Annotated in this window: 29 protein-coding genes and 1 pseudogene; 27 read left to right on the forward strand and 3 right to left on the reverse strand. The window is 38.7% G+C overall.

Annotation, left to right across the window (positions count from 1 at the left end; all coding sequences use genetic code 11):
• The first annotated feature begins 660 nt into the window (after nt 1-660).
• From OCV61_RS08615 to OCV61_RS18770, 15 genes and pseudogenes are all read left to right on the forward strand, one after another.
• Complete coding sequence (locus OCV61_RS08615) at nt 661-1,626, forward strand: ParB/RepB/Spo0J family partition protein (RefSeq protein ID WP_158421464.1); 966 nt, start codon at nt 661-663, stop codon at nt 1,624-1,626.
• Nucleotides 1,627-1,640: 14 nt separating this feature from the next.
• The gene (locus tag OCV61_RS08620; RefSeq protein WP_055148854.1) at nt 1,641-2,426 is read left to right on the forward strand and encodes a ParA family protein; all 786 of its coding nucleotides are present in this window, start codon (nt 1,641-1,643) and stop codon (nt 2,424-2,426) included.
• Nucleotides 2,416-3,321, forward strand: coding sequence for a ParB/RepB/Spo0J family partition protein (locus OCV61_RS08625; protein WP_158421465.1), 906 nt, complete (start codon nt 2,416-2,418; stop codon nt 3,319-3,321). Before OCV61_RS08620 ends, OCV61_RS08625 begins: the two co-directional genes overlap by 11 nt.
• A 78-nt stretch (nt 3,322-3,399) precedes the next feature.
• Nucleotides 3,400-4,398, forward strand: a complete 999-nt coding sequence (locus OCV61_RS08630) for a DUF6017 domain-containing protein (RefSeq protein WP_158421466.1) — start codon at nt 3,400-3,402, stop codon at nt 4,396-4,398.
• Between the two features lie 9 nt (nt 4,399-4,407).
• Nucleotides 4,408-4,704: a hypothetical protein gene (locus OCV61_RS08635; RefSeq protein WP_005334864.1), complete on the forward strand. Its 297-nt coding sequence runs from the start codon at nt 4,408-4,410 to the stop codon at nt 4,702-4,704.
• 7 nt (nt 4,705-4,711) lie between these two features.
• On the forward strand, nt 4,712-5,116 hold the full coding sequence (locus OCV61_RS08640; RefSeq protein ID WP_006427147.1) for a hypothetical protein: 405 nt from the start codon (nt 4,712-4,714) through the stop codon (nt 5,114-5,116).
• A 134-nt stretch (nt 5,117-5,250) separates the two neighbouring features.
• Complete coding sequence (bsh, locus tag OCV61_RS08645; protein WP_158421467.1) at nt 5,251-6,228, forward strand: choloylglycine hydrolase; 978 nt, start codon at nt 5,251-5,253, stop codon at nt 6,226-6,228.
• A 38-nt stretch (nt 6,229-6,266) separates the two neighbouring features.
• Entirely contained in the window at nt 6,267-6,947 is a 681-nt protein-coding gene (locus OCV61_RS08650; protein ID WP_005360232.1) for a GTP pyrophosphokinase, read from the forward strand.
• Between the two features lie 35 nt (nt 6,948-6,982).
• Complete coding sequence (cls, locus tag OCV61_RS08655) at nt 6,983-8,542, forward strand: cardiolipin synthase (RefSeq protein ID WP_158421468.1); 1,560 nt, start codon at nt 6,983-6,985, stop codon at nt 8,540-8,542.
• A gap of 290 nt (nt 8,543-8,832) precedes the next feature.
• Entirely contained in the window at nt 8,833-10,266 is a 1,434-nt protein-coding gene (locus tag OCV61_RS08660) for a phospholipase D family protein (RefSeq protein WP_118568545.1), read from the forward strand.
• Nucleotides 10,245-10,955 carry a response regulator transcription factor gene (locus OCV61_RS08665; RefSeq protein ID WP_158421469.1) on the forward strand — a complete coding sequence of 237 codons (711 nt, stop codon included), beginning with the start codon at nt 10,245-10,247 and terminating at the stop codon, nt 10,953-10,955. The genes OCV61_RS08660 and OCV61_RS08665 overlap by 22 nt, the downstream gene beginning before the upstream one ends.
• Entirely contained in the window at nt 10,955-11,998 is a 1,044-nt protein-coding gene (locus OCV61_RS08670) for a HAMP domain-containing sensor histidine kinase (protein WP_158421470.1), read from the forward strand. Before OCV61_RS08665 ends, OCV61_RS08670 begins: the two co-directional genes overlap by 1 nt.
• 31 nt (nt 11,999-12,029) lie before the next feature.
• Nucleotides 12,030-13,094, forward strand: coding sequence for an FUSC family protein (locus OCV61_RS08675; RefSeq protein WP_158421471.1), 1,065 nt, complete (start codon nt 12,030-12,032; stop codon nt 13,092-13,094).
• Entirely contained in the window at nt 13,084-13,656 is a 573-nt protein-coding gene (locus tag OCV61_RS08680) for a CDP-alcohol phosphatidyltransferase family protein (protein ID WP_005335451.1), read from the forward strand. The genes OCV61_RS08675 and OCV61_RS08680 overlap by 11 nt, the downstream gene beginning before the upstream one ends.
• A gap of 76 nt (nt 13,657-13,732) precedes the next feature.
• Nucleotides 13,733-13,837 (forward strand): annotated as a pseudogene (locus OCV61_RS18770) (flavodoxin family protein); the annotation flags it as partial.
• Nucleotides 13,838-13,987: 150 nt separating this feature from the next.
• On the opposite strand, the gene OCV61_RS08690 reads toward OCV61_RS18770, so the two are convergent.
• Complete coding sequence (locus tag OCV61_RS08690; protein ID WP_003505396.1) at nt 13,988-15,283, reverse strand: tyrosine-type recombinase/integrase; 1,296 nt, start codon at nt 15,281-15,283, stop codon at nt 13,988-13,990.
• An 86-nt stretch (nt 15,284-15,369) separates the two neighbouring features.
• Complete coding sequence (locus tag OCV61_RS08695; RefSeq protein ID WP_055182524.1) at nt 15,370-15,999, reverse strand: helix-turn-helix domain-containing protein; 630 nt, start codon at nt 15,997-15,999, stop codon at nt 15,370-15,372.
• A gap of 174 nt (nt 16,000-16,173) precedes the next feature.
• Between OCV61_RS08695 and OCV61_RS08700 the strand changes: the two genes are divergently transcribed.
• From OCV61_RS08700 to OCV61_RS08755, 12 genes are all read left to right on the forward strand, one after another.
• Nucleotides 16,174-16,404: a helix-turn-helix domain-containing protein gene (locus tag OCV61_RS08700; protein WP_003505382.1), complete on the forward strand. Its 231-nt coding sequence runs from the start codon at nt 16,174-16,176 to the stop codon at nt 16,402-16,404.
• A 144-nt stretch (nt 16,405-16,548) separates the two neighbouring features.
• Nucleotides 16,549-16,863, forward strand: coding sequence for a hypothetical protein (locus tag OCV61_RS08705; protein ID WP_014080633.1), 315 nt, complete (start codon nt 16,549-16,551; stop codon nt 16,861-16,863).
• Nucleotides 16,863-17,168 (forward strand): hypothetical protein, encoded by a 306-nt coding sequence (locus tag OCV61_RS08710; RefSeq protein WP_005345966.1) that lies wholly within the window; start codon nt 16,863-16,865, stop codon nt 17,166-17,168. The genes OCV61_RS08705 and OCV61_RS08710 overlap by 1 nt, the downstream gene beginning before the upstream one ends.
• A complete protein-coding gene (locus tag OCV61_RS08715; protein WP_005345969.1) occupies nt 17,144-18,865 on the forward strand; it encodes a MobA/MobL family protein in 1,722 nt (573 codons plus the stop codon). The genes OCV61_RS08710 and OCV61_RS08715 overlap by 25 nt, the downstream gene beginning before the upstream one ends.
• Nucleotides 18,843-19,553: a DUF6040 family protein gene (locus OCV61_RS08720; protein WP_003505369.1), complete on the forward strand. Its 711-nt coding sequence runs from the start codon at nt 18,843-18,845 to the stop codon at nt 19,551-19,553. Before OCV61_RS08715 ends, OCV61_RS08720 begins: the two co-directional genes overlap by 23 nt.
• An 88-nt stretch (nt 19,554-19,641) precedes the next feature.
• Nucleotides 19,642-20,235, forward strand: a complete 594-nt coding sequence (locus OCV61_RS08725; protein WP_158421472.1) for a type IV toxin-antitoxin system AbiEi family antitoxin domain-containing protein — start codon at nt 19,642-19,644, stop codon at nt 20,233-20,235.
• Nucleotides 20,236-21,099, forward strand: coding sequence for a nucleotidyl transferase AbiEii/AbiGii toxin family protein (locus OCV61_RS08730; RefSeq protein WP_003505363.1), 864 nt, complete (start codon nt 20,236-20,238; stop codon nt 21,097-21,099).
• 148 nt (nt 21,100-21,247) lie between these two features.
• Complete coding sequence (gene vanR / locus OCV61_RS08735; protein ID WP_003505360.1) at nt 21,248-21,943, forward strand: VanR-ABDEGLN family response regulator transcription factor; 696 nt, start codon at nt 21,248-21,250, stop codon at nt 21,941-21,943.
• Between the two features lie 16 nt (nt 21,944-21,959).
• A complete protein-coding gene (locus OCV61_RS08740) occupies nt 21,960-22,469 on the forward strand; it encodes a VanZ family protein (RefSeq protein WP_015526351.1) in 510 nt (169 codons plus the stop codon).
• Between the two features lie 13 nt (nt 22,470-22,482).
• Nucleotides 22,483-23,547: a sensor histidine kinase gene (locus OCV61_RS08745; RefSeq protein WP_003505357.1), complete on the forward strand. Its 1,065-nt coding sequence runs from the start codon at nt 22,483-22,485 to the stop codon at nt 23,545-23,547.
• Between the two features lie 140 nt (nt 23,548-23,687).
• On the forward strand, nt 23,688-24,575 hold the full coding sequence (locus OCV61_RS08750) for an ABC transporter ATP-binding protein (protein WP_003505354.1): 888 nt from the start codon (nt 23,688-23,690) through the stop codon (nt 24,573-24,575).
• A gap of 1 nt (nt 24,576) precedes the next feature.
• Entirely contained in the window at nt 24,577-25,818 is a 1,242-nt protein-coding gene (locus OCV61_RS08755; protein ID WP_003505350.1) for an ABC transporter permease subunit, read from the forward strand.
• A gap of 209 nt (nt 25,819-26,027) precedes the next feature.
• Here the strand turns inward: OCV61_RS08755 and OCV61_RS08760 are convergent, their stop codons facing one another.
• Nucleotides 26,028-26,267, reverse strand: coding sequence for a DUF6061 family protein (locus tag OCV61_RS08760; protein WP_003505342.1), 240 nt, complete (start codon nt 26,265-26,267; stop codon nt 26,028-26,030).
• Nucleotides 26,268-26,693: the final 426 nt, after the last annotated feature.

Raw genomic sequence — 26,693 nt, forward strand, 5'->3', positions numbered from 1 at the left:
ATATTAAACAGACTAAGATGGTGTCTAAAGACATCAGCGCCTCCGCACGAGAATGAATAGGATTTCCTATCATTTCGTATCACGAGAAGTTACATAGAGAGATTTGCTTGCACTTGCAACGTCCACCGAAAATCGAAAGCCTTGCTAATTTCGAGCCAATTGGACGGTGTAAAATCCCTATGAAAATGCTTATGAAGCGTAATACCAGATAGGATTTGAAACAGTGAAAAACCTTGTATTTTCAAGGATTTTCTTGCACTGTGTTGCACTTGGTTTCATCGTATCGGGTCTACTCCTAAGCGAGGGGTCGGAGGTTCAAATCCTCTTGGCGACGGGCTTCAAAGCGTTCGAAAATGTTAGCTGGATTAGCTGACAACGAACGCTTTTGTTATTTTCTAATCACGTTCGTGACACAAAATTCCATTCAAAATGATCAATTTCCAGCTAACGCAATCCGATTTTTGTTAGCTGACAGCTAATCAAAATTACCGGTTTGCAAACATGGGTTTTAGGAAGTCCAGCTAACATTTGGGTTCCGCTCCGTTGTCACCCCTTATTTGGGGATGTAAATCAGAGAAAAGGCGGGAAAAGAAACAATCTTTCCCAAACCTGCAAACATGAATTAGCTGAAACAGTATTCAATTCTATTAGCTACAGCTAATGGTCAAACAGCAATGTCTGTTTGGAACTTTACTATCTATAAAAGTTCCAGGCAGGCATTTTTTATTTCCTGAATCCTGGAGGAAAGGAGTCAAGATGACTGAACCAAATAGACAATCAGGAGAAAACGAAGAAAGAATCATAGAAATTGAAATTGAGCGTCTTCGTCCGTTCAAAGAGCACCTGTTTCAGGTAAAAGATGATAAGGAAATGTTTCTTCTGCAGGAAAGCATTGAGAAGTATGGAATTTTAAATCCGTTAATCGTCAGACCAGTACCGGATGGATACTATGAGATCATATCCGGTCACAGAAGAAAACATGCTGCGGAGAAACTGGGATACCGTAAAGTACCGGTAATCATCCGGGTATTAAGTGAAGATGATTCCATCTTGAGCATGGTAGATTCCAATCTTCACAGAGAACGGATCAGCTACAGTGAAAAAGCTTTTGCTTACAAACTGAAGAATGACGTATTGAAAAGAAAAAGTGGTCGAAAAAAAAGCCAAGTTGACCACAAAACACCAAGAAAGCGGGCAATAGAGATCATCAGCGAGGATTGTGGTGATAGTCCAAAACAAGTTCAGCGTTATATCTCACTGACAAAACTGATACCGGAAATGCTGCAGAAACTGGATGATGAGATTATTTCTTTTTGTCCAGCTGTAGAGATAGCAGCATTAAGTGAAAAAGAGCAAAAGGAATTGCTTGTAGCAATGGAGTATGCACAGGCGATCCCATCACTCTCACAGGCACAGAGGATCCGGCAACTGAGTAAAGAAAAACAGTTGTCACTGGAAAAGATGGAAGAAATCATGTGTGAAGTGAAAAAGGGTGAGATTACAAGAGTGGCATTCACAAACGAGCAGTTACACAAGTATTTTCCAAATTCTTATACACCGGCAATGATGAAGCGAGAAATACTGGCACTGCTAAAATTATGGAAAAAAGAATCATGGGAAAGTTAAAGGAGGAAGAAAGCATGTGTAAAGTTATATCCGTAGTAAACCAGAAAGGTGGCGTCGGAAAGACCACCACAACCGTAAATGTAGGCATTGGACTGGCAAGAGAAGGTAAGAAAGTGTTGCTGATCGACGCAGATCCACAGGGAAGTTTAACCGCAAGTCTTGGATATGAGGAACCGGATGATCTTCGCATCACACTGGCAACGATCATGATGGATGTCATTAACGAAGAAGAAATCTCTCTGGAAGATGGTATCTTACATCACCAGGAAAATGTAGATCTACTTCCGGCAAATATTGAGCTTTCTGCACTGGAAGTAACTATGGGAAATGTTATGAGCAGAGAAATGATCATGAAAGAATATATCGATGCGATAAGATGCCGATACGATTATATCCTGATCGACTGTATGCCGAGCCTTGGTATGATGACAATCAATGCACTGGTCTCTTCCGATTCCGTGCTGATACCTGTACAGGCCGCATATCTGCCTGTTAAAGGACTTCAGCAGCTGATCAAGACCATTCTTACAGTAAAGAAAAGACTGAACCGGAAACTGGCGATTGAGGGCATTCTCCTGACTATGGTAGATTTCAGAACCAATTACGCAAGGGATATTGCATCGAGAGTACATACAACCTACGGAAGTCAGATCGAGGTATTTGAAAATGTGATCCCGATGTCTGTAAAAGCTGCTGAGACCAGTGCAGAGGGAAAAAGTATCTATATGCACTGCCCGAAAGGAAAAGTTGCAGAGGCATATAAGAACTTAACACAGGAGGTTTTGAAAAATGAAAAATAGAAGTGGCGAAAAGATTAAACTGGCAAGCATTGATGAACTGCTGGGTGTGGTAAATGAAGAATCTGCAATGGAGATAGAGATCAGTAAGATCCATCCGTTTAAAAATCATCCGTTCAAGGTGCTGGATGATGAAAAGATGCAGGATCTGGTTGAAAGTGTAAGGATCAATGGAGTACTGACACCGGTACTGCTTCGAATGGATGATAATGAAGAATATGAAATGGTATCCGGTCACAGAAGAATGCATGCAGCACAGCTTGCAGGACTGACGACAATTCCGGCAATCGTAAGAGAATTATCGGATGATGATGCGGTGATTGCGATGGTGGACGCTAACATTCAGCGAGAGGAACTGTTACCGAGTGAGAAAGCATTTGCATATAAGATGAAAATGGATGCTATGAGAAGAACAGCAGGTCGTCCGACAAAAGAAAATCCCCGACAAAATGTCGGGAATTATGAGACGGCAGATCTCATTGGAAAGGATAATGGAGAAAGTGGACGACAGGTTCAAAGATATATTCGCCTCACGGAATTAATACCAGAACTTTTAGATCTGGTAGATAAGAAAAAGCTCCAATTTACAGTTGCTATTGATATCTCCTACATCGATAAGGAAGTACAGGAATGGATCTACGAATATATCCGCGACACCGGATTTATCAAGCCAAAGCAGATTGCAGCACTCAGAAATCAGCTGAATGATGGACCAATCAATCAGATCCAGATGTTATCGATTTTCAATAACTGTGTGATGGCAAAGAAAGTATCCCGGTCTCTTACCTTCTCAGAAAAGAAACTGACAAAGTACTTTCCGGATGATTATACAGCCAAAGATATGGAACAGATGATTGAATCATTATTAGAAAAATGGATGCAGGAACAGTCCTGTTAAGGATAGAAAAAGCTAAGAAAACAAAGTCAAAGAAGTTTAAAAAGAGGACTTCTTAGCAGAAAATGAAAGGAGGAAATTATGGAGAAAAAAATGACATTTAATTATTTTTACGGTACCGAAGCTGATCAGTTCAGCTTCTACCGCATACCAAAAGCATTATTTACAGACAGTTATTTTAAAGATTTATCGAGCGATGCTAAAATTTTATATGGACTGATGTTGGATCGAATGTCTCTTTCCATCAAGAATCAGTGGTTTGATGACAAAAACAGAGCATATATCTACTTTTCCATCGAAGATATCATGGAATTACTGAACTGTGGCAGAAATAAAGCCATCAAATCCATGAGAGAACTGGATGACGAAACAGGGATTGGCCTGATTGAGAAACGCAGACAGGGATTTGGAAAGGTGAACGTTATCTACGTGAAAACCTTTATGCCTGAGAAAACAGATGAGAAAAAATTTGAAGAGGAATTAAAGAAGTTTAAAAAACAAACTTCTGTGGAAAATGAGGAATCTACAGAAGTTTACATTTCAAACTTCATGAAGTCCCAAAATCAAACTTCTAGAAGTCCCGAAAACAAACTTCAAGAAGTTTACATTTCAAACCCTAATAATACTAATCTTAGTGATACTGAAATGAATGATAATAAATCTAATCAAATCGTATCTGCAGATGAGAATCAATCCGATGGCGATAACCGCTCTGAGGATTATCAGGCTTATGAAAACCTTGTCAAAGAGACCATTGATTATGAATCACTGGAAGTAACCCATCATGACGATATGCGGCAGGTAGATGAAATCGTGAACCTGATCGTAGAGACTGTGATGTGTAAAAATGACAAGATCTTGATTGCCAGCAACTGGTATCCGGCATCACTGGTGAAGAAAAAATTTCTGATGCTGACCTATTCACATATCGAGTATGTCTTACACTGTATGAGTGGTAACACCACAAAGGTGAAGAACATCAAGAAATATTTATTAGCAGCCCTGTTTAATGCACCGTCAACGATGAACGGGTATTATCAGGCAGAGGTGAACCATGATATGCCAGGACTGGTAAGATAGGAGGTGCACATGTTTATTTTAAAACTTGCTGGAAAGATATTATTACTGCCGGTATGGCTGATCCTTTTTGTGATCGGCCTGGCAGTAAAAATGACAGTACAGACTTATGCGGTTGTCAGAGGGATCCTTGGATTTATATTCACTTTATTGATTATAGCGACTGCATACTGTTATCATGACTGGGTACAGGTTGCATTTCTATTTTCGCTGAGTGTAATTCTGTATCTGATCCTGTTTGCAGGAGTGTTTGTAGATACTGTACTGGACATGACAAGAGAACGTATTATTGATTTTATTATATCGTGAGGAGAATATGAAAATGAGCGAAAACAATGATTATATTCAGTTACCACCACTAAAAAAAGACACACCGTCCGATGTGGTAGCATTTATCTGGGAGTACATGAAAGTACCGGAGAACTCAAGAGAAAAAGTTAAGAATCTGCTTAAAGATGCAAATGAAAATGGCGTAAAATTAAGTCATCAGGCACCAACACTGTATGATGTTGTTCCAAAAGAAGAAATTGCTGAATTTGAAGAGCTTATGCGCAAAACCATAGCTGACATTGTATCAGAAGCCAGTAGCGTTGCCTGTTGGGTGTATGTGCAGAAATATGTGAAGCACAAAACCCTAAACGAAATGCTGCAAGAATTGCCAGACGTAGGTCAATTCATCCTAGCTATGGATACCTGGTTTGAAAAACTGATGGAGAAATAATCTAGGAAAATAGTTTAAAGTTTACATGTTATGATCATGTATGAAGTTGGAACAAAATAAAAGAATTGTGCTATAATATTGTTCAAGAAAAAGCTCATTGACATATTTCAATCTATTTAGGAGGATAAACGATCATGTGTACAGCAGCAACTTATAAAACAAAAGATTTTTACTTTGGACGAACCCTCGATTATGAATTCTCTTATGGTGATCAGATAGTAATTACACCACGTAATTATGCGTTTAATTTTCGCCATGTTGGCGATATGAAAAATCATTATGCAATTATTGGAATGGCTCATGTTGCTGAGGATTATCCTTTGTATTATGATGCTATGAATGAAAAAGGAGTGGCAATGGCAGGACTGAATTTTGTCGGAAATGCTGTTTATGCCGCGATTAAGCCAGATGTGGAAAATATTGCACAGTTTGAATTTATTCCGTGGATTTTAAGTCAGTGTTCTTCTTTAGTTGAAGTTCGCGAGCTTCTTGAACGAATTAATATTGTTAATACTCCTTTCAGCGAGCAATTACCATTAGCACAATTACACTGGATCATTTCTGATGAGAATGAGTCAATTACGGTAGAATCTATGTCAGATGGTTTGCATATTTATGACAATCCAGTAGGAGTGCTTACGAATAATCCTCCATTTCCACAGCAGATGTTTCAACTAAATAATTATATGTATTTATCTCCTAAACAGCCCAGAAATACTTTCTGCGAAAATTTGACTCTTGATGCATATAGTAGAGGTATGGGAGGATTAGGTCTTCCGGGAGATCTCTCATCTTCCTCACGCTTTGTACGTGTAGCTTTTACAAAGGTAAATGCAATTTCAGGTGAATCAGAGGAAGAAAGCGTTAGCCAATTCTTCCACATTCTCGGATCTGTGGATCAGCAACGAGGATGTTGCGAAGTAGCGGATGGAAAATATGAAATCACATTGTATACGTCGTGTTGTAATGTTACAAAAGGTATTTATTATTACAATACTTATGAAAACCATCAGATCAGTGCAGTAGATATGCATGTAGAAAATCTGGATAGTGATAAAATGATTTGTTATCCAGTAATTCAAGGAGAACGAATCAACTATCAAAATAAATAATGTTTTGAAATCAGGGATGAGGTAGAAAGGAAAGTTCCATGACAAAAGATGAAGTAAAAAAACTCAGGATGAACAGTCCGGAATCACTACAGTTTTTAAATAATGCTACAAAATTTTATAATTTAATGATGATGTATCGTTGTGCTATTCGGGAGATACAAACTAAACTTGAGGTTTTGGATGATGAATTTTCAGTTGAGAACAATCGAAATCCTATTTCTTTTATAAAAACAAGAATTAAGCAGCCCAATAGTATTTACGATAAACTGCAGAAGATGGGATATGAATTTACAACAGAAAATATACAGACATATCTCAATGATGTAGCAGGCGTTCGAATAGTTTGTGCGTTTATTGACGATATTTATATGATATCAGATTTGATTACCCAACAGGATGATATTAAAGTTATTGAAATAAAAGATTATATAAAAAATCCAAAATCGAATGGTTATCGAAGCTATCATATGATTGTTGAAATACCAGTATTTTTTGCTAAGGGTAAAACACCTATGCGTGTAGAATTACAGATTCGAACCAATGGTATGGATTTCTGGGCAACATTGGAACATCAACTTCGCTATAAAAAAGGAATTGAAGAAATGCCTGGCTATGATGAGATAAGTGAAGAATTACTTCATTCTGCAAGAGCTATCATTGAAGCAGATAATGAAATGCAGAGAATAAAAGACAAAATTGGTATGTTCCACGAAATTTAGGAAGAAAACTGAGCAAGTAGGAAGGTGGAATATATATGAAACAAGATACTTTAGAGGGCAAAGCAAAAACAAAAAATGGGGTAAAACGGCTGTGTTTTTCCATAATCTGCATTCTTCTGGAAGTGATTTTTATTATTACTATCGTAACACGCTTGAATGAATATGCAGAAATCATAAATTTATTTACAAGGATTTTGAGTGGGATCTTGGTTTTGGGATTGTACGCATCAAATAAGACATCCTCTATGAAAATGCCTTGGGTCATCTTAATTCTAATTTTCCCAATTATGGGTGTAGGCCTGTATTTGTTGATTGGTTTGAATGGTGGCACACATAAAATGCGTGAGCGATATGCAGAAATTGATAGCAAATTGTTACCAATGCTTCCGGACAGTCAGGAGTGTTTGAGCAAAATAAAAGAAACAATTCCGAAAGCAGGAAATATAGCAAGTTACATACAAAGAAATTCGCAGTATCCAATCTATCAGAATACGGATATTGTGTATTTTGATGAAGCAGTGAAAGGATTAGAGGCACAGCTTAAGGATTTGGAGAAAGCACAGAAGTTTATCTTTATGGAATATCATGCGATAGAAGACGCTGAAGCATGGCATAAGATTCAAGATGTTCTGGAAGAGCGAGTAAAAGCAGGTGTGGAAGTTAGAGTATTCTACGATGATATGGGTTCTATAGGCTTTATTAACACAGATTTTGTGAAAAAGATGGAAGCAATAGGAATTCATTGCCGTGTATTCAATCCGTTTATGCCAGGTTTAAATCTGTTTTTGAACAATCGTGATCATAGAAAAATAACAGTTATTGATGGAAAAGTCGGATTTACAGGTGGATATAATCTAGCAAACGAATATTTTAATTACACACACCCGTATGGACAGTGGAAAGATACAGGTATTCGTTTAGAAGGAGATGCTGTTCAGTCGCTTACGGTGACATTTTTGGAAATGTGGAATGCAGTAAGTGATAAGGATGCTAATGATTCTGATTTTAGTAAATACCTTTTCCACTATGATTATGCGGCACAGCAAACTGGGTTTGTTCAACCTTATGCAGACAGCCCTATGGATAATGAGCAAGTAGGAGAAGAAGTTTATATCAGTATGATAAATAAAGCTGAAAAATATTGTTGGTTTATGACTCCATATCTAATCATAACAGATGAAATGACGCATGCGTTATGTCTGGCTGCTAAGCGAGGGGTAGACGTAAGAATTATCACACCTGGTATCCCTGATAAAAAATTCATTTATAATATAACTCGTTCTTTTTATCATGGATTAGTTAAATATGGTGTTCGTGTTTATGAGTGGACTCCTGGTTTCTGTCATGCAAAAATGAGTGTGGCAGATGACTGTATGGCAACTTGTGGAACAATTAATCTGGATTATCGAAGTTTATATCACCATTTTGAAAACGGCTGTTTTATGGCAGATTGTCAGGCAGTTGTGGAAATAAAAAATGATCTGATAAGAACGATGGGAGAATGTCGTGATGTGACAGACCAATATCAAACCGGACGAAGTGCATATTTGCGACTGGGACAATTATTTATGAGATTATTTGCTGGATTGCTATAAGAATCTGATGAAATGACCTTTCAAAAAACAGTTGATTTAGAAGTTAACTGTTTTTGAAAGGCCGTTTTTGCTATATCTAACAGTCTGTTGTACAAAGAAGATTTTGCATGGATAGTGATTAATACAACGGAGTAAGAAAAGCTCCTTCATATATTAGAATAAAAATATGACTGTTTCTTTAAAAAGAAGCCGGTCATATTTTTTTATGAAAAATAAATTTTGTTGAGGTTAAATTGAGATTGACTTTGTATTGTATAAGTATGAAATAAAAAGGAAGCAGGTGATGTACAATGAAAAAGCATAAAATATGTAAAATCCTTCTTGTTATACTGGCAATTTTTTTATGTGTGGCTTTTTATGAATTGCTCGGAATCTGCGTTGCATATAAAAAGCAGCCGGAAGTGTCCAATACAACCAAAAAAGAAACAAAAAATGGGTCATGGAACGAATGCAGTGAAAATACAGAACGGGCAGTAATCATAGAAAAGAATCCAGAAGCGCTTTTACAAAGAGTGCGTTTGATCAAGAATGCAAAAAAGGAAATTATTCTTTCTACTTTTGCATTTCAATCCGATGAAAGTGGAAAATTGATTTTAGGAGCACTGCATGATGCGGCAGACAGAGGTGTACATATTCGTCTGTTAGTAGATGGAATGGAGAGCTGGATTGATATGGAAGGAAATCCGTATTTCTATGGATTATCTTCCCATGAGAATGTTGAAATTAAACTGTATAATAAGGCCAATCCGTTGAAACCATGGAAGATGATGGGTAGAATGCATGATAAATATTTGATTGCAGATGGAAAGAGATATATTCTTGGGGGAAGAAATACATACAATTATTTCCTGGGTGATTTTCCGGGACATAAGAACTATGACAGAGACGTGTTAGTGGTTTGCGATGAACCTGAGAAAGAAAATTCAGTTAACCAGTTGTTAGAGTATTTTGAAACGATATGGGAACAAGAAGACAGTGGTTATTTTCATGACAATAAAAAACTGGCAAATAGAAAATCTGTAAAGAACGCAGTTTTAGAGCTGCAGAACGGCTATCAGAAATATTTTGAAGAGAATAAGGAAAGAATCTGCGATACCGATTACACGGACGAAACTTTTGAGACAGAAAAGATTGCATTAGTGTCAAATCCTATTCACACAGGTTCCAAAGAACCAGTAGTGTGGTATCAGTTGGGAGAATTGATGAAAAATGCAAAAAATCGTGTGAAGATCCACACGCCATATATTATCTGTAATGATATGATGTATAATACATGGGAGGAGATTGCAGAGAACGTTTCAGATTTTTCTATCATGACAAATTCAGTTGCGAATAATGGGAATCCATTTGGGGCTGCCGATTATGCGAAAAACAGAAATAGAATCTTAAGTACAGGAATTAATATCTGGGAATATGAAGGCGGTTATTCATACCACGGAAAAAGTATTCTGATTGACGATGATCTGTCTGTAATCGGTTCCTTTAATATGGACATGAGAAGTGCATATCTGGATACGGAACTGATGCTTGTAATTCGCAGTAAAGATATTAATAAACAGTTGGAAGAGGGCATGATGGAATATGAAAGAGTGTCCCGCCAGGTATTGGAAGATGGAACCTATCGTGATCCATATCATGTAGAGCCAATCGAATTAACAAAGAAACGTCAGAGAAAAATATTTTTGGTACAGCATCTGCTTGGATGGGCGAGGTATCTGTTTTAATAAGGAGGAAGGAAAACGTGTTTCAAATATTGATTGTAGAAGATGATAAAGAATTAAGCCAGCTATTCCAAAAAGTGCTTGAGAAGAATGGATATCAAGTAAAAAGTGCATCGGATGGAGCACAGGCATTAGAAGTATTGGATAAGGAATATATTGATCTGATCATTTCTGATATTATGATGCCGGTTATGGATGGCTATGAACTGGTGTCAGAACTTCGTTCAGCAGGATATCAGATACCAGTGCTTATGATCACTGCGAAAGGTTCCTTTGATGATATGCGTCAGGGATTTTTTTCGGGAAGTGATGATTATATGGTAAAACCGGTAAATGTGAATGAAATGGTTTTAAGAGTCGGAGCACTGCTTCGCCGTGCACAGATATTGAATGAACACAAAATTGTGATCGGTTCAACAGAGTTTGATTATGATGCAATGACGGTTACAACTGATAAGGAAAGTCTTGTTTTACCTAAAAAACAATTCCTGCTTTTATATAAGCTTGCAGCTTCGCCAGGCAGAACATTTACAAAACAACAGTTGATGGATGAAGTATGGGGATACGAGACGGAGGCAGACCCACATACAATAGAGGTACATATAGGAAGACTCAGAGAGCGTTTTAAAGATAACCCTGATTTTGAAATTGTAACAATGCGTGGAATTGGATACAAGGTGGTGAAAAAATAATGGAACAAAAGAAAGAAAAAGGATTGCGGATCCGATCCTGTCTGACTGGTGCAATCTGGCTGGCACTCGTATTTTCAACAGTCATATCTGCGTTATTATTTGCTTTTTTGAATCATTTTTTTAATCTGCCTGGTAGCATACCTATGCTTGGCTGGCTTTTGATTTTCAATACATTGATTGCAGGGCTGATCACTTCCTTTATCAATGCAAAGTTACTGGAACCAATTACCAGACTTAGTAAAGCAATGAAGGAAGTTTCTCAGGGAGATTTTGAACAGCATTTGGAAACGAACAGCCGTATAGCAGAAGTGGGAGAATCTTATCAAAGTTTTAACGTTATGACAAAAGAACTTCGTGCAACAGAGGTGCTGCAGATGGATTTTGTATCTAATGTTTCTCATGAGTTTAAGACCCCGATTAATGCCATTGAAGGGTATACAATGCTGCTTCAGGGAGAAGAACTGTCTCCGGATCAAGAGGAATATGTAGAAAAAATCTTATTTAACACCCAAAGACTTTCCGGATTGGTTGGTAATATTTTGCTGTTATCCAAGTTAGAGAATCAGAATATACCAATGAAAAAAACAGAATATCGTCTGGATGAACAGATCCGCCAGGCATTTCTTTCATTGGAAACAAAATGGACAGAAAAAGAAATTGGTTTTCAGGTAGAATTGGAGGAAGTTAAATATACTGGGAATGAAGGACTTTTTATGCATATCTGGATAAATCTTTTGGATAATGCGATTAAGTTCAGCCCTTCAAAGGGGACAATTACGATGTTTCTGAAACAAGAACAGGATTCTGTTAAGTTCATTCTGGAAGATGAAGGACCAGGAATAGAGGATGATGTAAAATCCAGAATATTTGACAAGTTCTATCAGGTAGATGGATCTCATAAAGCAGAAGGAAATGGCCTAGGTCTTGCACTTGTAAAACGGATTGTAGATAGTGCCGGAGGAACAATCAAAGCAGAAAACCGTGAATATGGTGGATGCAGATTTGTTGTAGAGCTTCCAATACAGAAAGATGAGGCCATATAAGTTTAAGAAAAACAGATAGAGGAGGAATTACATGACATTTTATCAGGAATTGCAGTTAAATCAGGCAGGTTCTAAAAATCTGTTGAAAAAGAGTGAAACACTAAAAGAAAAATTATATCATATGTGGGTATATCTGGTGAAGATAGCTGTTACAATGGCATTTTGTTTTTTATTTGTTAGTATTTTCAGCATCCTATTTGGAAATGAGAACAGTATTGTGGGTGTAGTAGTTTTATTATGCCTTATGGTATTTCGGAATGCGGATCTGGGGATCCACACCGGACAATCTACGATGCTTTTGGCTTTGTTCTTTGTAATTATGACTGTATGTCCGCATTTAGCAAATCAGTTTTCACCGGTATTGGGAATGCTGTTAAATATTGCGGCACTGGCTGTGTTGATTCTGTTCGGATGCCATAATCCATTCATGTTTAATCAATCTACATTGGTTCTTGGGTATCTATTGCTATATGGTTATGATGTTACGGGAAAAAGCTATCAGATGCGATTAGTCGGAATGGCTTTAGGTGCAGCACTTACCTGCTTCGTATTTTATCGAAATCATAAAAACAGAACTTATAAAAGAAATCTGAAAGATCTGATACAAGAATTTGATATCACTTCTTCCAGAACAAAATGGCAGATATGTCAGATTTTATGCGTACCGATTGTCCTTTGCATTGCAGAACTTTGTAATATGCCACGTGCAATGTGGGCTGGTATTGCGGCCATGTCCGCGATTTTGCCGTTTATGGAAGATATGCACTACAGAGTCCGTAAAAGGATTGTCGGAAATATTGCAGGTGTTATATGTTTTACAGTATTATATTTTCTGCTTCCTTCGTCAATCTATGCATATATAGGAATTCTTGGTGGAATCGGTGTAGGATTTTCAGCACAATATGGCTGGCAGGCAGTATTTAACACATTTGGTGCTTTAGCCATTGCTGCAGAGACTTATGGACTACAAGGAGCGGTTAGTCTTAGAGTGATTCAAAATGTTTTTGGTGTTGTGTTTGCTTTAGTATTTTGTGTTATATTTTATTGGTTTATGTCTAAAAAAAAGGAAAGTGATGTGACTGTACATGCAGAGTGAAGTGAATCAGGAAGAAAATTTGAATAGAATTATTACGGTTCCTAATCTTCTTTCTTTTTTTCGGCTTTGTCTGATTCCGGTAATTATATGGAGTTATTGTGTAAAGAAAAATCCTCTGTTAGCTGGTGAAATCTTATTGCTGTCTGGTCTTACGGATCTTGCTGATGGATATATCGCAAGAAGATTCCATAGGATTAGTAATTTAGGAAAAATACTTGATCCGGTGGCTGATAAGCTGACACAGGCAGCGATGTTAATCTGTCTGTTTACTCGTTTTCCGCATGTGCTTCTTTTAATCGTAATAATGGCAGGTAAGGAGCTGTATATGGTAGTCAGTGGATGTCTTGTGATACGAAAGACAGGAAAAGTACATGGTGCAGACTGGCATGGAAAGATAGTAACCTTTTTATTATATGGAACTGCAGCGGTGCATATTATATGGTTCCACATTACACCTATGGTATCAGATCTGTTGATTGGTTTGTGCGCTATAATGATGGTCATATCGGTCGCTCTGTATATTATCCAGAATACCAGGACTCTTAAGGGAGAGACTGTATAAGCAATTTTATATTGCAATGACTAGAAAAATATTTAGGAGAAGATAGATATAAACAGTAAGTCAAACACACAAACTATGGGACATGCTTTTCAATAAATCATATTATGCAACAGACAGAGATGAACTTGAAAAAAATAAGAATTCCATGAATGAACTTGAGGGGATCGGAAAAAATTTATAAAGCACACTCCAAATTCAAGTTTGCCGAAATATATTTCTAACTTTCCCTATTTTACAGGCTTTCCAGCCTGTGCATTAGCGAAACGATATGTATTTTCCCTTATTTTTGCCCTTATGAGATAATCGTAAGGGAAATAAGGGAAAGTTTTATTTAGTCATTGCCTGCCACTTTATCAAGTAACCTTGCAGATTCCCGCTTGGCTTTTCTTGTAGAGTGTGCATAGACATTCATGGTGGTACTGACATCTGAGTGCCCTAACAGTTCCTGCACATCCTTTGGTGCTGCTCCATTTGCCAGAAGGTTGCTTGTGTAGGTGTGTCGCAACTGGTGAAAATGAAATCCTTCAAATCCATCCAGTTTCTGAGCAATCTTCCTGCAAACAATTCCTAACGTGCTTGGCAGTTCCAAACTTCCATCCGGTCTTAAGCAGACAAAGGATATTTCCTTATAATCTTCTGGAACATTCTCTGTTCCGTCCAGATGATAGAACTCATAGTAAACTCTGTTTTTGTCTTTTACTTCTCTGTAGTAGTTTTTATGGTAAAGTTCTCCGTACTGCATTCGGTTTTTAAGTTGTTCCTTTCGGGCATTGCGAAGAATCTCTGCCAGTGTATCTCCAAAATCAACAATCCTTACCTTTTTTCGTTTGGTTGGTCCGATGATATTCTTGTGCCTTGAACCATCATATCGGATACTGCGTCTGATTGTAAGGCACTGTTCTTCAAGATTCACATCCTGCCATGCCAGACCACAGGCTTCACCGATACGAAGTCCTGCATAATAAGCTATCTGGATTGGAAGTATTGCCGGTGGATTGTAATTCTGTAGAAATTCAATCAGTCTTTCATAATCCTCTCGTGGAATTGGCTGTATATCGCCATCCATGTCATCATCGGAAAACAGGTCAACCTCATCCGTCTGGTATTTCAGCTTAATATACTGCATCGGATTGAAAGTGATATATTGCTTTGGTGATACTGCAAATCGGAATGACTGCTGTAATACTGCCGAGAAAGAACGAATGTAATCTTTGCTATAACCTTTTCTTTCTGAACCATCTGGATAAGTGCCACCAAAGGAAAGCAGATCGAAGAAGGCTTGTAAATGCTCAGATGTTACATTTTTCAACTTTCTCTCTGAAATTGGATGCTTCTTGATGTTGGTAATGGCACCGAGGTAATTCTGGACTGTCCCATTACTGAGCGTACCGGTCTTTAATTCTTCCTCTGCCCATATATCAAGTAATTCTCCAATTGTAATATTTTCCGACTTTGCAATGAATTTCTTGCTTTCGTAATCGTCCATTGCCTGACGGAGCAGTTTTTCCGTTTCACTTTTACTTTCTGTTCCAGCGTATTCTTTCTGAACCAGATTGCCGCTTGCATCTTCTACATAGAAGCGGTAGTACCATTTCTTTCCTTTTTTTCTTACAGATCCTTTTGCCATAATCGTGTGTCTCCTTTCGATATCAGACAATCGGAACTGATGAAATGCTTCTTGCGTGTAAGTATATCATAACTCCGGTTGTCGTTCTATACCGAATCGGAATCCTCATACAAAACTTCTGATAAAAGATTTTCAAGCCTTTGTTCTGCCATTTCCGGTTTCTTGGAATAAAGCCTTACGATATCTGCCATGTCGTTAAAGGCATTAACAGTGTGGGTGATCTCCCGGAGAAACATAATCTCGTTATATTCATCATTCGATTCAAACCCCATTACTTTTGCAATATCAGCTTCATTCGTGTTGCCCTTGTAATTCTTGCAGGCAAACTGGAATGATTCCAGAAACAGGTTATATTGCTTTAACATCAACAGCAGTAAATCTTTGGAAAAAGCATCTTCCTTTTTACTAAGGTCGAGAGGTAACTGTTTGAGAATATCGCCCATTGCATCACGAATCTGTAATTCTTTCTTATCCGTAATATCGGTTTCGTATTCATCGGTTTCCCCTCTGAGCCATTCAATAGATACATGAAGTGCTTCCGAAAGACCTTCCAGCACCATCTTTTTGGTATTGTCAATCGAACCATTCTCATAACGCAGGATTGTGGAAGCTGTAACTCCCATCTTCTCTGCAATATAAGGCTGTGTCAGATTTAATTCCAGACGACGCTGTTTTGCCCTGCTGCCTATCAGCTTGCGTAGTTCTTTATCTTTCATGCTGATTGCCTCCTTTTTCGGTATGTATGAATTATAGCATGTACCTCACATAATTGCAATATGCAATATAATAATTATTTTTAAAATTTCATAACGCTTGACAACACAATATAAAACCGCTATACTAACAGCACAACAAAAATTGCATAATGCAATTTATAAGGAGGTGACAAGATGACGGAAAGAAAGATTGCATTATCCATCGAGGAAGCAGCCGACTATACAGGAATTGGCAGAAACACTTTGAGAAAGCTGGTTGAATGGAAGAAGCTTCCGGTATTAAAGGTCGGAAGAAAAGTCCTTATTAAAACTGACATTCTGGAAAAGTTCATGGAAGCCAACGAGGGGCGTGATCTGAGGGATAAAGGAAATGTAAAAGCTGTTACAAGAAATGTGGCAACTTAAAAAGGCGGCTTCCTAAGAAACCGCCAAAGGTTCTATCAGACCGAAGCCATGATATACCTACACGCAAGAGGATTATACCATGTGCTTCTCCTGATATGCAACCGGGAACTGTTGTTTATCGGAAAAAGAAAGGATGAAGACGATATGGCGAAATCAACAAAGACTTATGAAGAAAGAATACGTGCATTAGAGAAAAAGGAACAGGAAAGCATTGAAGCTACAAAAAAGCTCATTGCACAGCGGAAGGAACTGGAAAAGCGAAAGAAAGCAGAGGAAAGTAAAAAACGAACCCACAGGCTCTGTCAGATTGGTGGCGCAGTGGAATCGGTTCTTGGCTGTCCGATTGAGGAGGAAGATTTACCAAAGTTGATAGGCTTCTTAAAAAGGCAGGAAACAAACGGAAAGTTTTTCTCAAAGGCGATGCAGAAAGAGCCACTTACAGATATGGAGGAAGTGTAATGGCGGAGGGAGTGGTTTTTCCATTCCCTTCATTGCCTTTGAATGAAGGGCGCACTTATGGACAACCAGAGGTCGTCCTTATAAGTTTGCCACAAGTGGCAACCGGTCTGCGCTTACGCTTGCCGGGCTCGTTCCGTCGGCGGGGCTTTCAGCCAGACCTGCTCATGCCGCAGGGGGCACTCTTGCGCAGAGGGCGTTCCGACAGCTTCACTTCTGCCAAACCAGAAGAAGATGCTGTCGGAAATCAATGCCGGATACGGCAGAAAGGGGGAATCGTATCATGGCGATATTTCACTTTACAGTAAAGATTGTCGGGCGCAGTAAAGGAAAATCTGTCATATCCGCATCGGCATATCTTAATGGAGATGTGATGAAGAATGAGGAAACAGGCAGAATCAGTTACTATACTTCCAAAAAGGAAGTCGTCTACACCAGTCTGATGATGTGCGAAAATGCACCTCCTGAATGGCTGCATGTACCGGAAGAAAATATAAAAAGGTTTCAACAGTCTATCCGTTATAAAAGAGCGGATGATAAAGATGCCGCACTGGAAAAGTTTAAAATCACATTTCAGAAACAGCGTCTATGGAATGAGGTATTGAAGATAGAAAAAAATGCAGATGCACAGCTTGGACGCTCATTTGAATTTTCCCTGCCGAAAGAATGGAGCAGACAGGAACAGATTGATTATACAACCGAATATATTCAAAAGACTTTCGTGGATAAGGGAATGTGTGTCGACTGGAGCATACACGATAAGGGCGATGGAAACCCACATGTGCATTTACTTGTAACCATGCGACCATTCAATCTGGATCATTCATGGGGCAGCAAAGAAGTCAAGGACTGGGATTTTGTCAGAGATACTGACGGAAATATCGTGGTTGATGAATCCCACCCGGACTGGTGGCAGGATAAGAAAAATCCTGACCGGCATGGAATCCGCATTCCGGTACTTGATGAAAACGGAGTACAGAAAGTCGGGGCAAGAAACCGAAAACAATGGAAACGGGTTCTGACCGATGCTACCGGCTGGAATAATCCAAAGAATTGTGAGTTATGGCGAAGCGAATGGGCTGGGATGTGTAACCGGCATTTATCCATAGACAATCAGATTGACCACCGCTCTTATGAAAGACAGGGCAAATTAAAAATCCCTACGATTCATGAGGGTGCGGATGCAAGAAAGATTGAGGAAAAATATCTCACCGGACAGATATGGAATGGTTCATGGAAGGTAGAGGAAAACCAGATGATTAAAAAACAAAATGCACTACTGCAAAAGGTAATCACAACCTTTGGTAAGGTATCCGGTGCATTGTCAATATGGAAGGAGTGGTTGAATGACATTAGAAGAAAGCAAAGAAGTAATTCCCATGATGGAAGCAATGATTACACAGATAGAGGAACAGCAGAATATCATGGCAGAGATGCTTCAGGAAATACAGGAAAAGGACGAGAAGCTGATGTGCTTTCAGGAGAAGGAAGAACGATTGCAGCAATTAGAGAGCGAATTATCAGAACTGCTTCAAATCTTGCCGGATACAGAAGAACTGTTGATACTTCTGGAAGAAAAGACAGACCAGATACAGAAGCTTACAGACGAAAATCAGCAATGGCAGGAATTGGCACAGAAATTAAACAGCGAGAACCGGCTATTGCAGAAACAGAACAGCGAATTACTGAACTTGAACAGCAATTAGAGAAAGGAAGGTCGATTGATGAACGAATTAAGAAACTCAAAGAGCGACGATCAACTGGAAGAGTTGCTTCTGCTGACAGAGCAGATGCAGGAAGAACTCGACCAGAAAGACAGGACTATCCGGGAACTGAAAATGCAGCTCGACGAATCGCTGACCTTGAACGAGAGGTTAAACAGCGAGAACAGAGCAGGGAACATTCAAGCCTTAAAGAACGACTTGAGGAAAACAAAAGAATTGTTGCAGAGAGAGAAAGAGAAAACGCACGCTGCCGAAATCATGACAGAGGAATGTCAAGATAAGCTAAGGCAGGCAGAACAGGAACGGGACTATGCACTCTCTCATCAGAAAAAAGTAGAGATACCGGTTGAAAAGCCAGTACTCTATCAAAAGTGTGGGAACTGTAACCTGACAGCTTATCTGAAAGCCAAGGAAAAGTATGATACGCAGAGAGAAAAACTGGCAGGCAGATATAAAACAAAAACAGCCATGTATGAAGCATTGATGTTTCTGCTGATATGGTATTCCGTATCAACTACTCTTTTTCAGATGATACGGTCAAAAATATTTATTTCTGATTGCGTGGTATTCTTTGATACAATCGCCACTTTTATACAGACCATTGCAGGGTGGATTATACTGACAGGAAAGAACATGGCACAGATTAGTAATGGAATATCCAATCCTGTCGTTGCCGGAATTGTATATTGGCTGATAAGAATACTGATCTGCGGTGGATGTTTGGTGGGTGCTGGAATACTTGTAGCATTTATAGAGATAAAGATTGCAGAGTTATATAAGAAGTGCTGTTGGGATATGATTACCATAATGGTAATACTTATAAGCATGGCAACAGCTATCTACTTTGGGAAGTGGATAAAGACAACATTGCCAATCAATCTGCTATTTCTCTTATTATTCGTGCAACTGGTATATGTTGGAATCAGGTGGTATGTAAAGGGATGGCGAGAAACAAGGGGATATCATTAAAACAAAAATACCGATATTTTATTGGTACTATATGTCTTTACTTTCGTGCTAATATATATTATCATATTAGCACGAAAGGAGAAAGCATATGACTCAGTTTGAAAAATTAGATTTGTTGTTGCGTGAATGTGGAGGGACAATTCAGACATTTCAAGTTCTAAATAATGGAATTAGTAAGTCTGTGTTTTATGCATATGTGAAGGAACGAGGATTAGAACAAGCTGCTCATGGTGTGTATGTATCGCCGGATACGTGGACAGATGCAATGTACCTTTTGCATTTACGTTGTGGTCAAGCTGTATTTTCTCATGAAACTGCATTGTTTTTTCATGATTTAACGGACAGAGAGCCTTTGAAATACACCATAACAGTAAGAACTGGATATAATCCAAGTCGTTTGCAGGAAGACGGTTTTCAAGTGTACACAATAAAAAAGGATTTACATGAAATAGGAATCATAGCTATGCAGACATCATTCGGACATTCCGTTCCCGTTTATGACATGGAGAGAACAATTTGTGATCTGCTTCGTAGCAGAAAAAATGTTGAAATGCAGGTCTTTCAAGACGCATTGAAACAATATGCAAAACGTAAGGATAAAAACTTACGGATGCTTATGAAATACGCAGCTATGTTTCATGTTGAAAACATACTTAGACCATATTTGGAGGTGTTACTTTAGATGATAACAACGGCAAGACAATTAAAGGATTTAATTCGTAATATGTCAAAGAAAAAATCCGCAGATGCACAGATTTTGATGCGGAATTATATGATGGAACGTTTTTTAGAACGAATTTCTTTATCAGAGTATAAAAACCAGTTTATATTAAAAGGTGGAATGCTTGTGGCGGCAATGGTTGGTCTGGATGCCAGAGCTACTATGGATCTGGATGCTACCATAAAAGGCACTAATGTTAGTGTGGAGGATGTAGAAATGATTATATCCCAAATTATATCAATTCCACTGGACGATGGTGTTTCATTTCGGGTCAAACGGATATCGGAAATCATGGAAGAAGCAGATTATCCTGGTGTTCGTGTAAGCATGGAAACGAAATTTGATGGTGTAATCACACCATTAAAGATTGATATTTCTACAGGGGATGTAATTACACCAAGAGAAATCAAGTACAAATTTAATCTTATGCTTGAAGACCGCACTATTGAGGTATGGGCATATAATCTGGAAACGGTATTGGCTGAAAAATTGGAAACTGTTGTTAGTCGAAACGTTACAAATACACGAATGAGAGATTTTTATGATATTTATATTTTACAAAAGTTGTATGGAGAACAACTCCAAAAACAAGTTTTATGGACTGCACTTGTGGCTACAGCCAAAAAAAGGGGAACATTAGACCTGATAGAAGCTGAGGATATAAGAGAAATATTTGATGAAATTGAATCAAGTCCGGTTATGGAGACCTTATGGAAAACATATCAAAAAAATTATTCTTATGCTGCTGATATTTCATGGCATGCAATTGTGAAGTCAATCTGTGCATTATATGGAAGTATATTGGAGAATATGTATGACACATAAAAAACTGATATGTAAATTACGTTAGCATTTTGAGTTGCCTAAATTCGAAAGTTAGGAAAATCTTAATAATTTCTCAGGCAATCCATTGTGAATTTAGATGTTGTATTTGCTATACTTAATTGGAAATATGAGCAAAGGAGTTGAAAATATGTCTGAAAAGATATTGATTATAGATGACGAGCAAGATATAGCGGATCTGTTGGAGGTCTACTTGAAAAACGAAAATTACGTCGTTTATAAATTTTACTGCGCAACGGATGCCATGTCGTGTATTGAAAGCGGCGACATTGATCTTGCCATTCTGGATATTATGCTCCCGGATATGAACGGCTTTTCACTTTGCCAGCTTATCCGAAAGAAATACACTTATCCAATCATAATGCTAACGGCTAAAATTGAGGAAACGGATAAAATAACGGGGCTGACATTGGGAGCGGACGATTATGTGACAAAACCCTTTCGCCCACTTGAAGTAGTTGCCAGAGTGAAAGCGCAGTTAAGACGTTACAAGAAATATTCACCCGGTATCATCACAGAGAAAATTCCATCGGAACTTTCCTATAACAAATTGTGCTTGAATGTGCAGACCCATGAATGTCTGTTAGACGGGGAACCTGTTTCTCTAACCCCGACAGAATTTTCTATTCTCCACGTCCTTTTGTCAAGTGCTGGAAATGTTGTAAGCATTGAGGAACTGTTTCATGCGGTTTGGAAAGATGAATACTACTCTAAAAACAGCAGCACAATTACTGTGCATATCCGGCATCTGCGCGAGAAACTGAACGATACTTCCGATACTCCGCAGTATATTAAAACGATTTGGGGTGTCGGCTACAAAATTTAAGCGAAAGGAGAACGCTATGAAGAGAAAATCAAATTGTTTGGCAACTATTTTATTCTTAATTTATCTGGCACTTCTGGTTTGGATCATACTGTTCAAACTACAGTTTTCAATCAGTGATCTGGATAAAGTAAGGAGTATAAACCTTATTCCTTTTCACTATGACAAAGAAGTTGGCGCAGCATTTCACTTAACAGAGGTACTCGAAAATTTCTTGATTTTTGTTCCTATGGGCATTTATCTTCAAATGCTTCTGCCAAGAACAAAATTATATGTGAAGTTCATGCTGATTGCTGGAACAAGTTTTTTATTGGAAACTATGCAGTATATCTTAGCAGTCGGACGTTCTGATATTACTGATGTACTTACAAATACGGCAGGTGGTCTTTTGGGGCTTGCTGTATATTCGATGGCAGCCCGGTTAATCGGAAATAGAATAAAAGCAAACAGACTGTTTTCCATTCTGGCAGGCATAGTAAGTGTTGTCGTGATTGGTCTGCTTGGCTTTCTTCTGTTTGCTAATCGGTAGGAGGTGTATTCTCATGTCGAATAAAGAAATGACAACAGAAAAGCGCCTTAAAGTGCGCTTATACCTATCATTGCTGGTTTATACCGTTGTTGGATATGGTTTGACCCTTATCTTGGACTACATCTTTTCAAAATTTGACAACGGTATTTTTGCATGGCTCTACTGGCGGCTTGATCTGCTTTTTATTTTGTATCTGATGCTCGGCTTTATATGTATCTTCAATTACTATTGGAAAAAGCCGTGGGGCTATCTGGATGAAGTAATTGACGCAACCCAAACGGTCTATGAGCAGAACAATCATACAGTATCGTTGTCTGAGCCACTGAAAGAACTGGAGGAACAGCTCAATCAGATTAAAATGTCTGTTCTGTTGAGCAAGCAGGCTGCAAAGCAGGCAGAAGAAAAGAAAAATGAAATTATTATGTATCTGGCACATGATATACGCACCCCTCTCACAACAGTAATCGGCTATTTGAGCCTGCTCCATGAAGCCCCTGACATGCCTGAACAGCAAAAGGAAAAGTATGTAAAAGTGGCGTTGAATAAGGCAGAGCGCCTTGAAAAGCTCATCAATGAACTTTTTGAAATTACCAAGTACAATGCACATACGGTTATTATCAAAAAAGAAACTGTGGATTTACATTGTCTGATTGCGCAGGTAATAGATGAAATATATCCGACACTCTCCGCAAATGGCAATACAGCGGTATTTACTGCGGAGGATAACTTATCCGTGAACGCTGACCCTGAAAAACTGGCGAGAGTTTTCAGTAATCTTTTACGAAATGCTGCGTCATATAGTTACCCGCAGACAGAAATCACTATATCCGCCAAACGGTTAGAGCATGATATTCAGATCACTTTTGAAAATCATGGAAAAACAATTCCACAGGAACAGCTTAACAGTATATTTGAAAAATTCAATCGCTTGGATGATGCTCGGCTTTCTAATACAGGTGGTGCGGGACTTGGTCTTTCTATTGCGGAAGAAATTATACATTTACATGGTGGAAAGATTACTGCATCCAGTCAAAACGAAACCATAGACTTTGTGATTACATTACCACTTTCCGCTTAGGAAAATAAGAATGTGATCTTAGGAATTACTTAGGAATTTAAGCGTGTGATTTTTGAGATTGAAAAGCCTTTGTTCGGTACAATGATTATCGAACAAGGGCTTTTTATTGTTCAGCTGAAGCAAAAGAAAGGAGTGTAAGCATGGAACTGAAAATAGAGCATTTAAGCAAGCAGTTCAAAGACAAAACAGCAGTAAATGATGTCAATCTGACATTGACTCCCGGCGTTTGGGGACTTTTGGGGGCGAATGGTGCAGGGAAAACCACGCTCATGCGCATGATTGCTGATATTATGACACCAACCAACGGAGCGGTTTACTATGACGGAAAAGACATTCGAGAGTTAGGTGAAGTCTACCGAAGCAAGTTTGGCTTTCTGCCGCAGGATTTTGGGTATCACCGGGATTTTACGGTCAAAGATTATTTGGAGTATATGGCTGCGCTGAAAGATATTCCTACAAGGGCAACCACCCAAAAGATCAATCATTTGTTGGACATTCTTTCGCTCTCCGATGTGAAAAAGAAAAAAATCTCCAATCTGTCAGGCGGCATGAAGCGTCGTGTTGGTATTGCGCAGGCTATGTTGAACGACCCGGAGATACTTGTCATGGACGAACCGACAGCAGGACTTGATCCCGGGGAGCGCGTGCGTCTGCGGAATTTCATTTCCGAGTTTTCGCATGATCGAATCGTGTTGATTTCCACCCATATCGTATCTGACATAGAATATATTTCTACGCGCAACGCAATTATGAAAGCCGGAGAAATTGTTGATGTCGGAACTACCGCAGAACTTGTCAAGCGGATTGAGGGCAAGGTTTGGAATTGCATAATTCCGACCTCAAAGCTGCCGGAATGTGAAATGCGGCTGCGCATTATCAATCAGCGAGGCGAAGATCACAATCAGGTTTCTATTCGTTATCTGTCCGAACATTCGGAAATTGATGGGGCTGTTACAACGGAGCCACGATTGGAAGATCTGTATCTGTGGTTGTTCCCGCAGACAGACTTGGAAAAGGAGGACAGATAATATGCGGCTCTTTAGACTTGAACTAAAACGTATTTTGAAGTCACGGCGCACCCTGATTTTACTTGCAATCGCACTTTTGCTTTCCGTAGCCATGGCATACCTGCCTATTTCATTTGAGGGTATTAACCGTCCAAACGAAGATGGCACGGTTACAGAATTAGATGGCTTGGCAGCTATCAAGTACAAACAAGATTTATATAAAACATCCGCTGGTGAAGTGACCCCGGATAGGATCAAATCGGCTTTGGAAACTTATCAAAGCTGCGTTCGAGAATATGGGCCAGTCGAGGAAGAGGGCTTTCCTCTGGCTGTATTTATTGAAAAAATCGTCCCGTTCCGTCACTTGCTGATGGGTCTGTCCGAAGCGTTTGCTGATCCAGTAACAGGCATTGGTGCTGATTTAATGGATATTGACCCGAATGACATTGACGGAGCCTATTATGAAAAGTGCGCAGAACATTTACAGGATGTCATGCGGAATGAGCAAAGAGAAAACGAAACCGCACAGCAGAAAGCTCTTGAAAAATATTCAGAACTTGATACGCCATTTTATCTTCATTCTGGAATTTCAAAAGATGCATTTGATTATATTGAGTTTTATATTTTGTTCCTTGCTATTTTGTGTGTGGCAATCGCAGCATCTACTTTCGCCGGAGAATATCAAACGGGCGGTGACAGCATCCTGCGAACCACCAAATACGGGCATAAACAATTAGCAATTACCAAAATTCTGGCGGCATTTACACTTTTCGTTGTTACTTTCCTTGTCGGGATCACGATACACATTCTGATTTTAGATGCAGCGTTCGGGACGGATTGCTTAAAAACATCGTTTCAGATGCGATACTCTATCATTAATCTGCCAAACATCAATCTGGGGCAGTTGCAGATAATTCTCGCAGCAGCGGGCTTACTTTCTGTATTAGCAACGGTTAGCTGTACGTTGTTCCTGTCTGCAAAATGTAAAGACACATTGACAGTTTTGCTGATCTCTATTGTAGTTCTTCTCATGCCGCTTTTTGCTTATGTAGCGATGGGAGCAACATGGCTCTCTACCATACTTCCATCTGCCGGAATTGGTATGCAGAACAATTTCCTTTCTCAGCTTGCAGATTTCAATTATCTGAATATCGGTGGAATGAGTTTCTGGACACCGCATGTTATTTTGATTTCGGCAGGAATTGAATTATTTGTGTTTACATTCTTGGCGATTCATTCCTATTGCAGACATCAGGTAGCATAAAAGAAGTTCAAAATAGAACGAATAGGTTATCTGCAGCGCGACGGCAAAAGAAAAAAAGCCGTCGCAGAGCAGACACATTTTCACGCGCCTATGAAACGGCGGCTTTGATTTTCAGAGCCGCCGTTTCTTTGCATTTGCACAAACCTATGATGAATTTTCCGGAAATATTGTGGTTAATAGCGATTTAAACTGTTGTATTTGTTTAAAAATTAAAAAATATCTAATGAGTCTTCCGCATCTACCCACATCTGCAAATTTCCATCAAGATATAATTTGGCATATTCAAGAGGTTCATCAATGGCGAGTGCGTTTAATGCACAGTCTGATCCTGGTGTGGTTTTTAAGTTCTTTTCAGCTTCCCAACAGTCAATGCGGAGCATATAGCCAACAGAGGTGTAAACATCAATACTGTTGCGCTTGGGATTGTATTCTGCAAATATTGTTCTCATCGTATCAAATCTCCTTATCGTTAAATCAATCATTTGTTGCAAAAATCAGAAGCATTTCAATCAGTTCACAATGTCACTTTTATTTTGTGTTATACTGTTTTATATAATTTTCTTGCCCTTGTTTTTGCCCTTATCAGAGTTCGTAAACACTGGTGGGACGATATAACGCAAGGGAAACAATAAGGGAAAGCTCACCTGCGATAAACTTTGTGTTTTCAAGGGATTGAGAGATATTTGATAATAAAATATAACAGTTATTAAATCCCTTGGAATATATGAAATCTCAATTCAAGTTTGCAGGGACGACAAGCGGCTCAGTATGATATTTAATTAAATATTGCAATGAAAAGATCATTTACCGTAAACAAGCAGTAGATGGTCTTTTTTATATCCTTTTGTGAGCGAGTAGAGATTTATAGCCGGAAA

The organism is Blautia ammoniilytica (assembly GCF_025566965.1).
GTDB classification, from domain to species: domain Bacteria; phylum Bacillota; class Clostridia; order Lachnospirales; family Lachnospiraceae; genus Blautia_A; species Blautia_A ammoniilytica.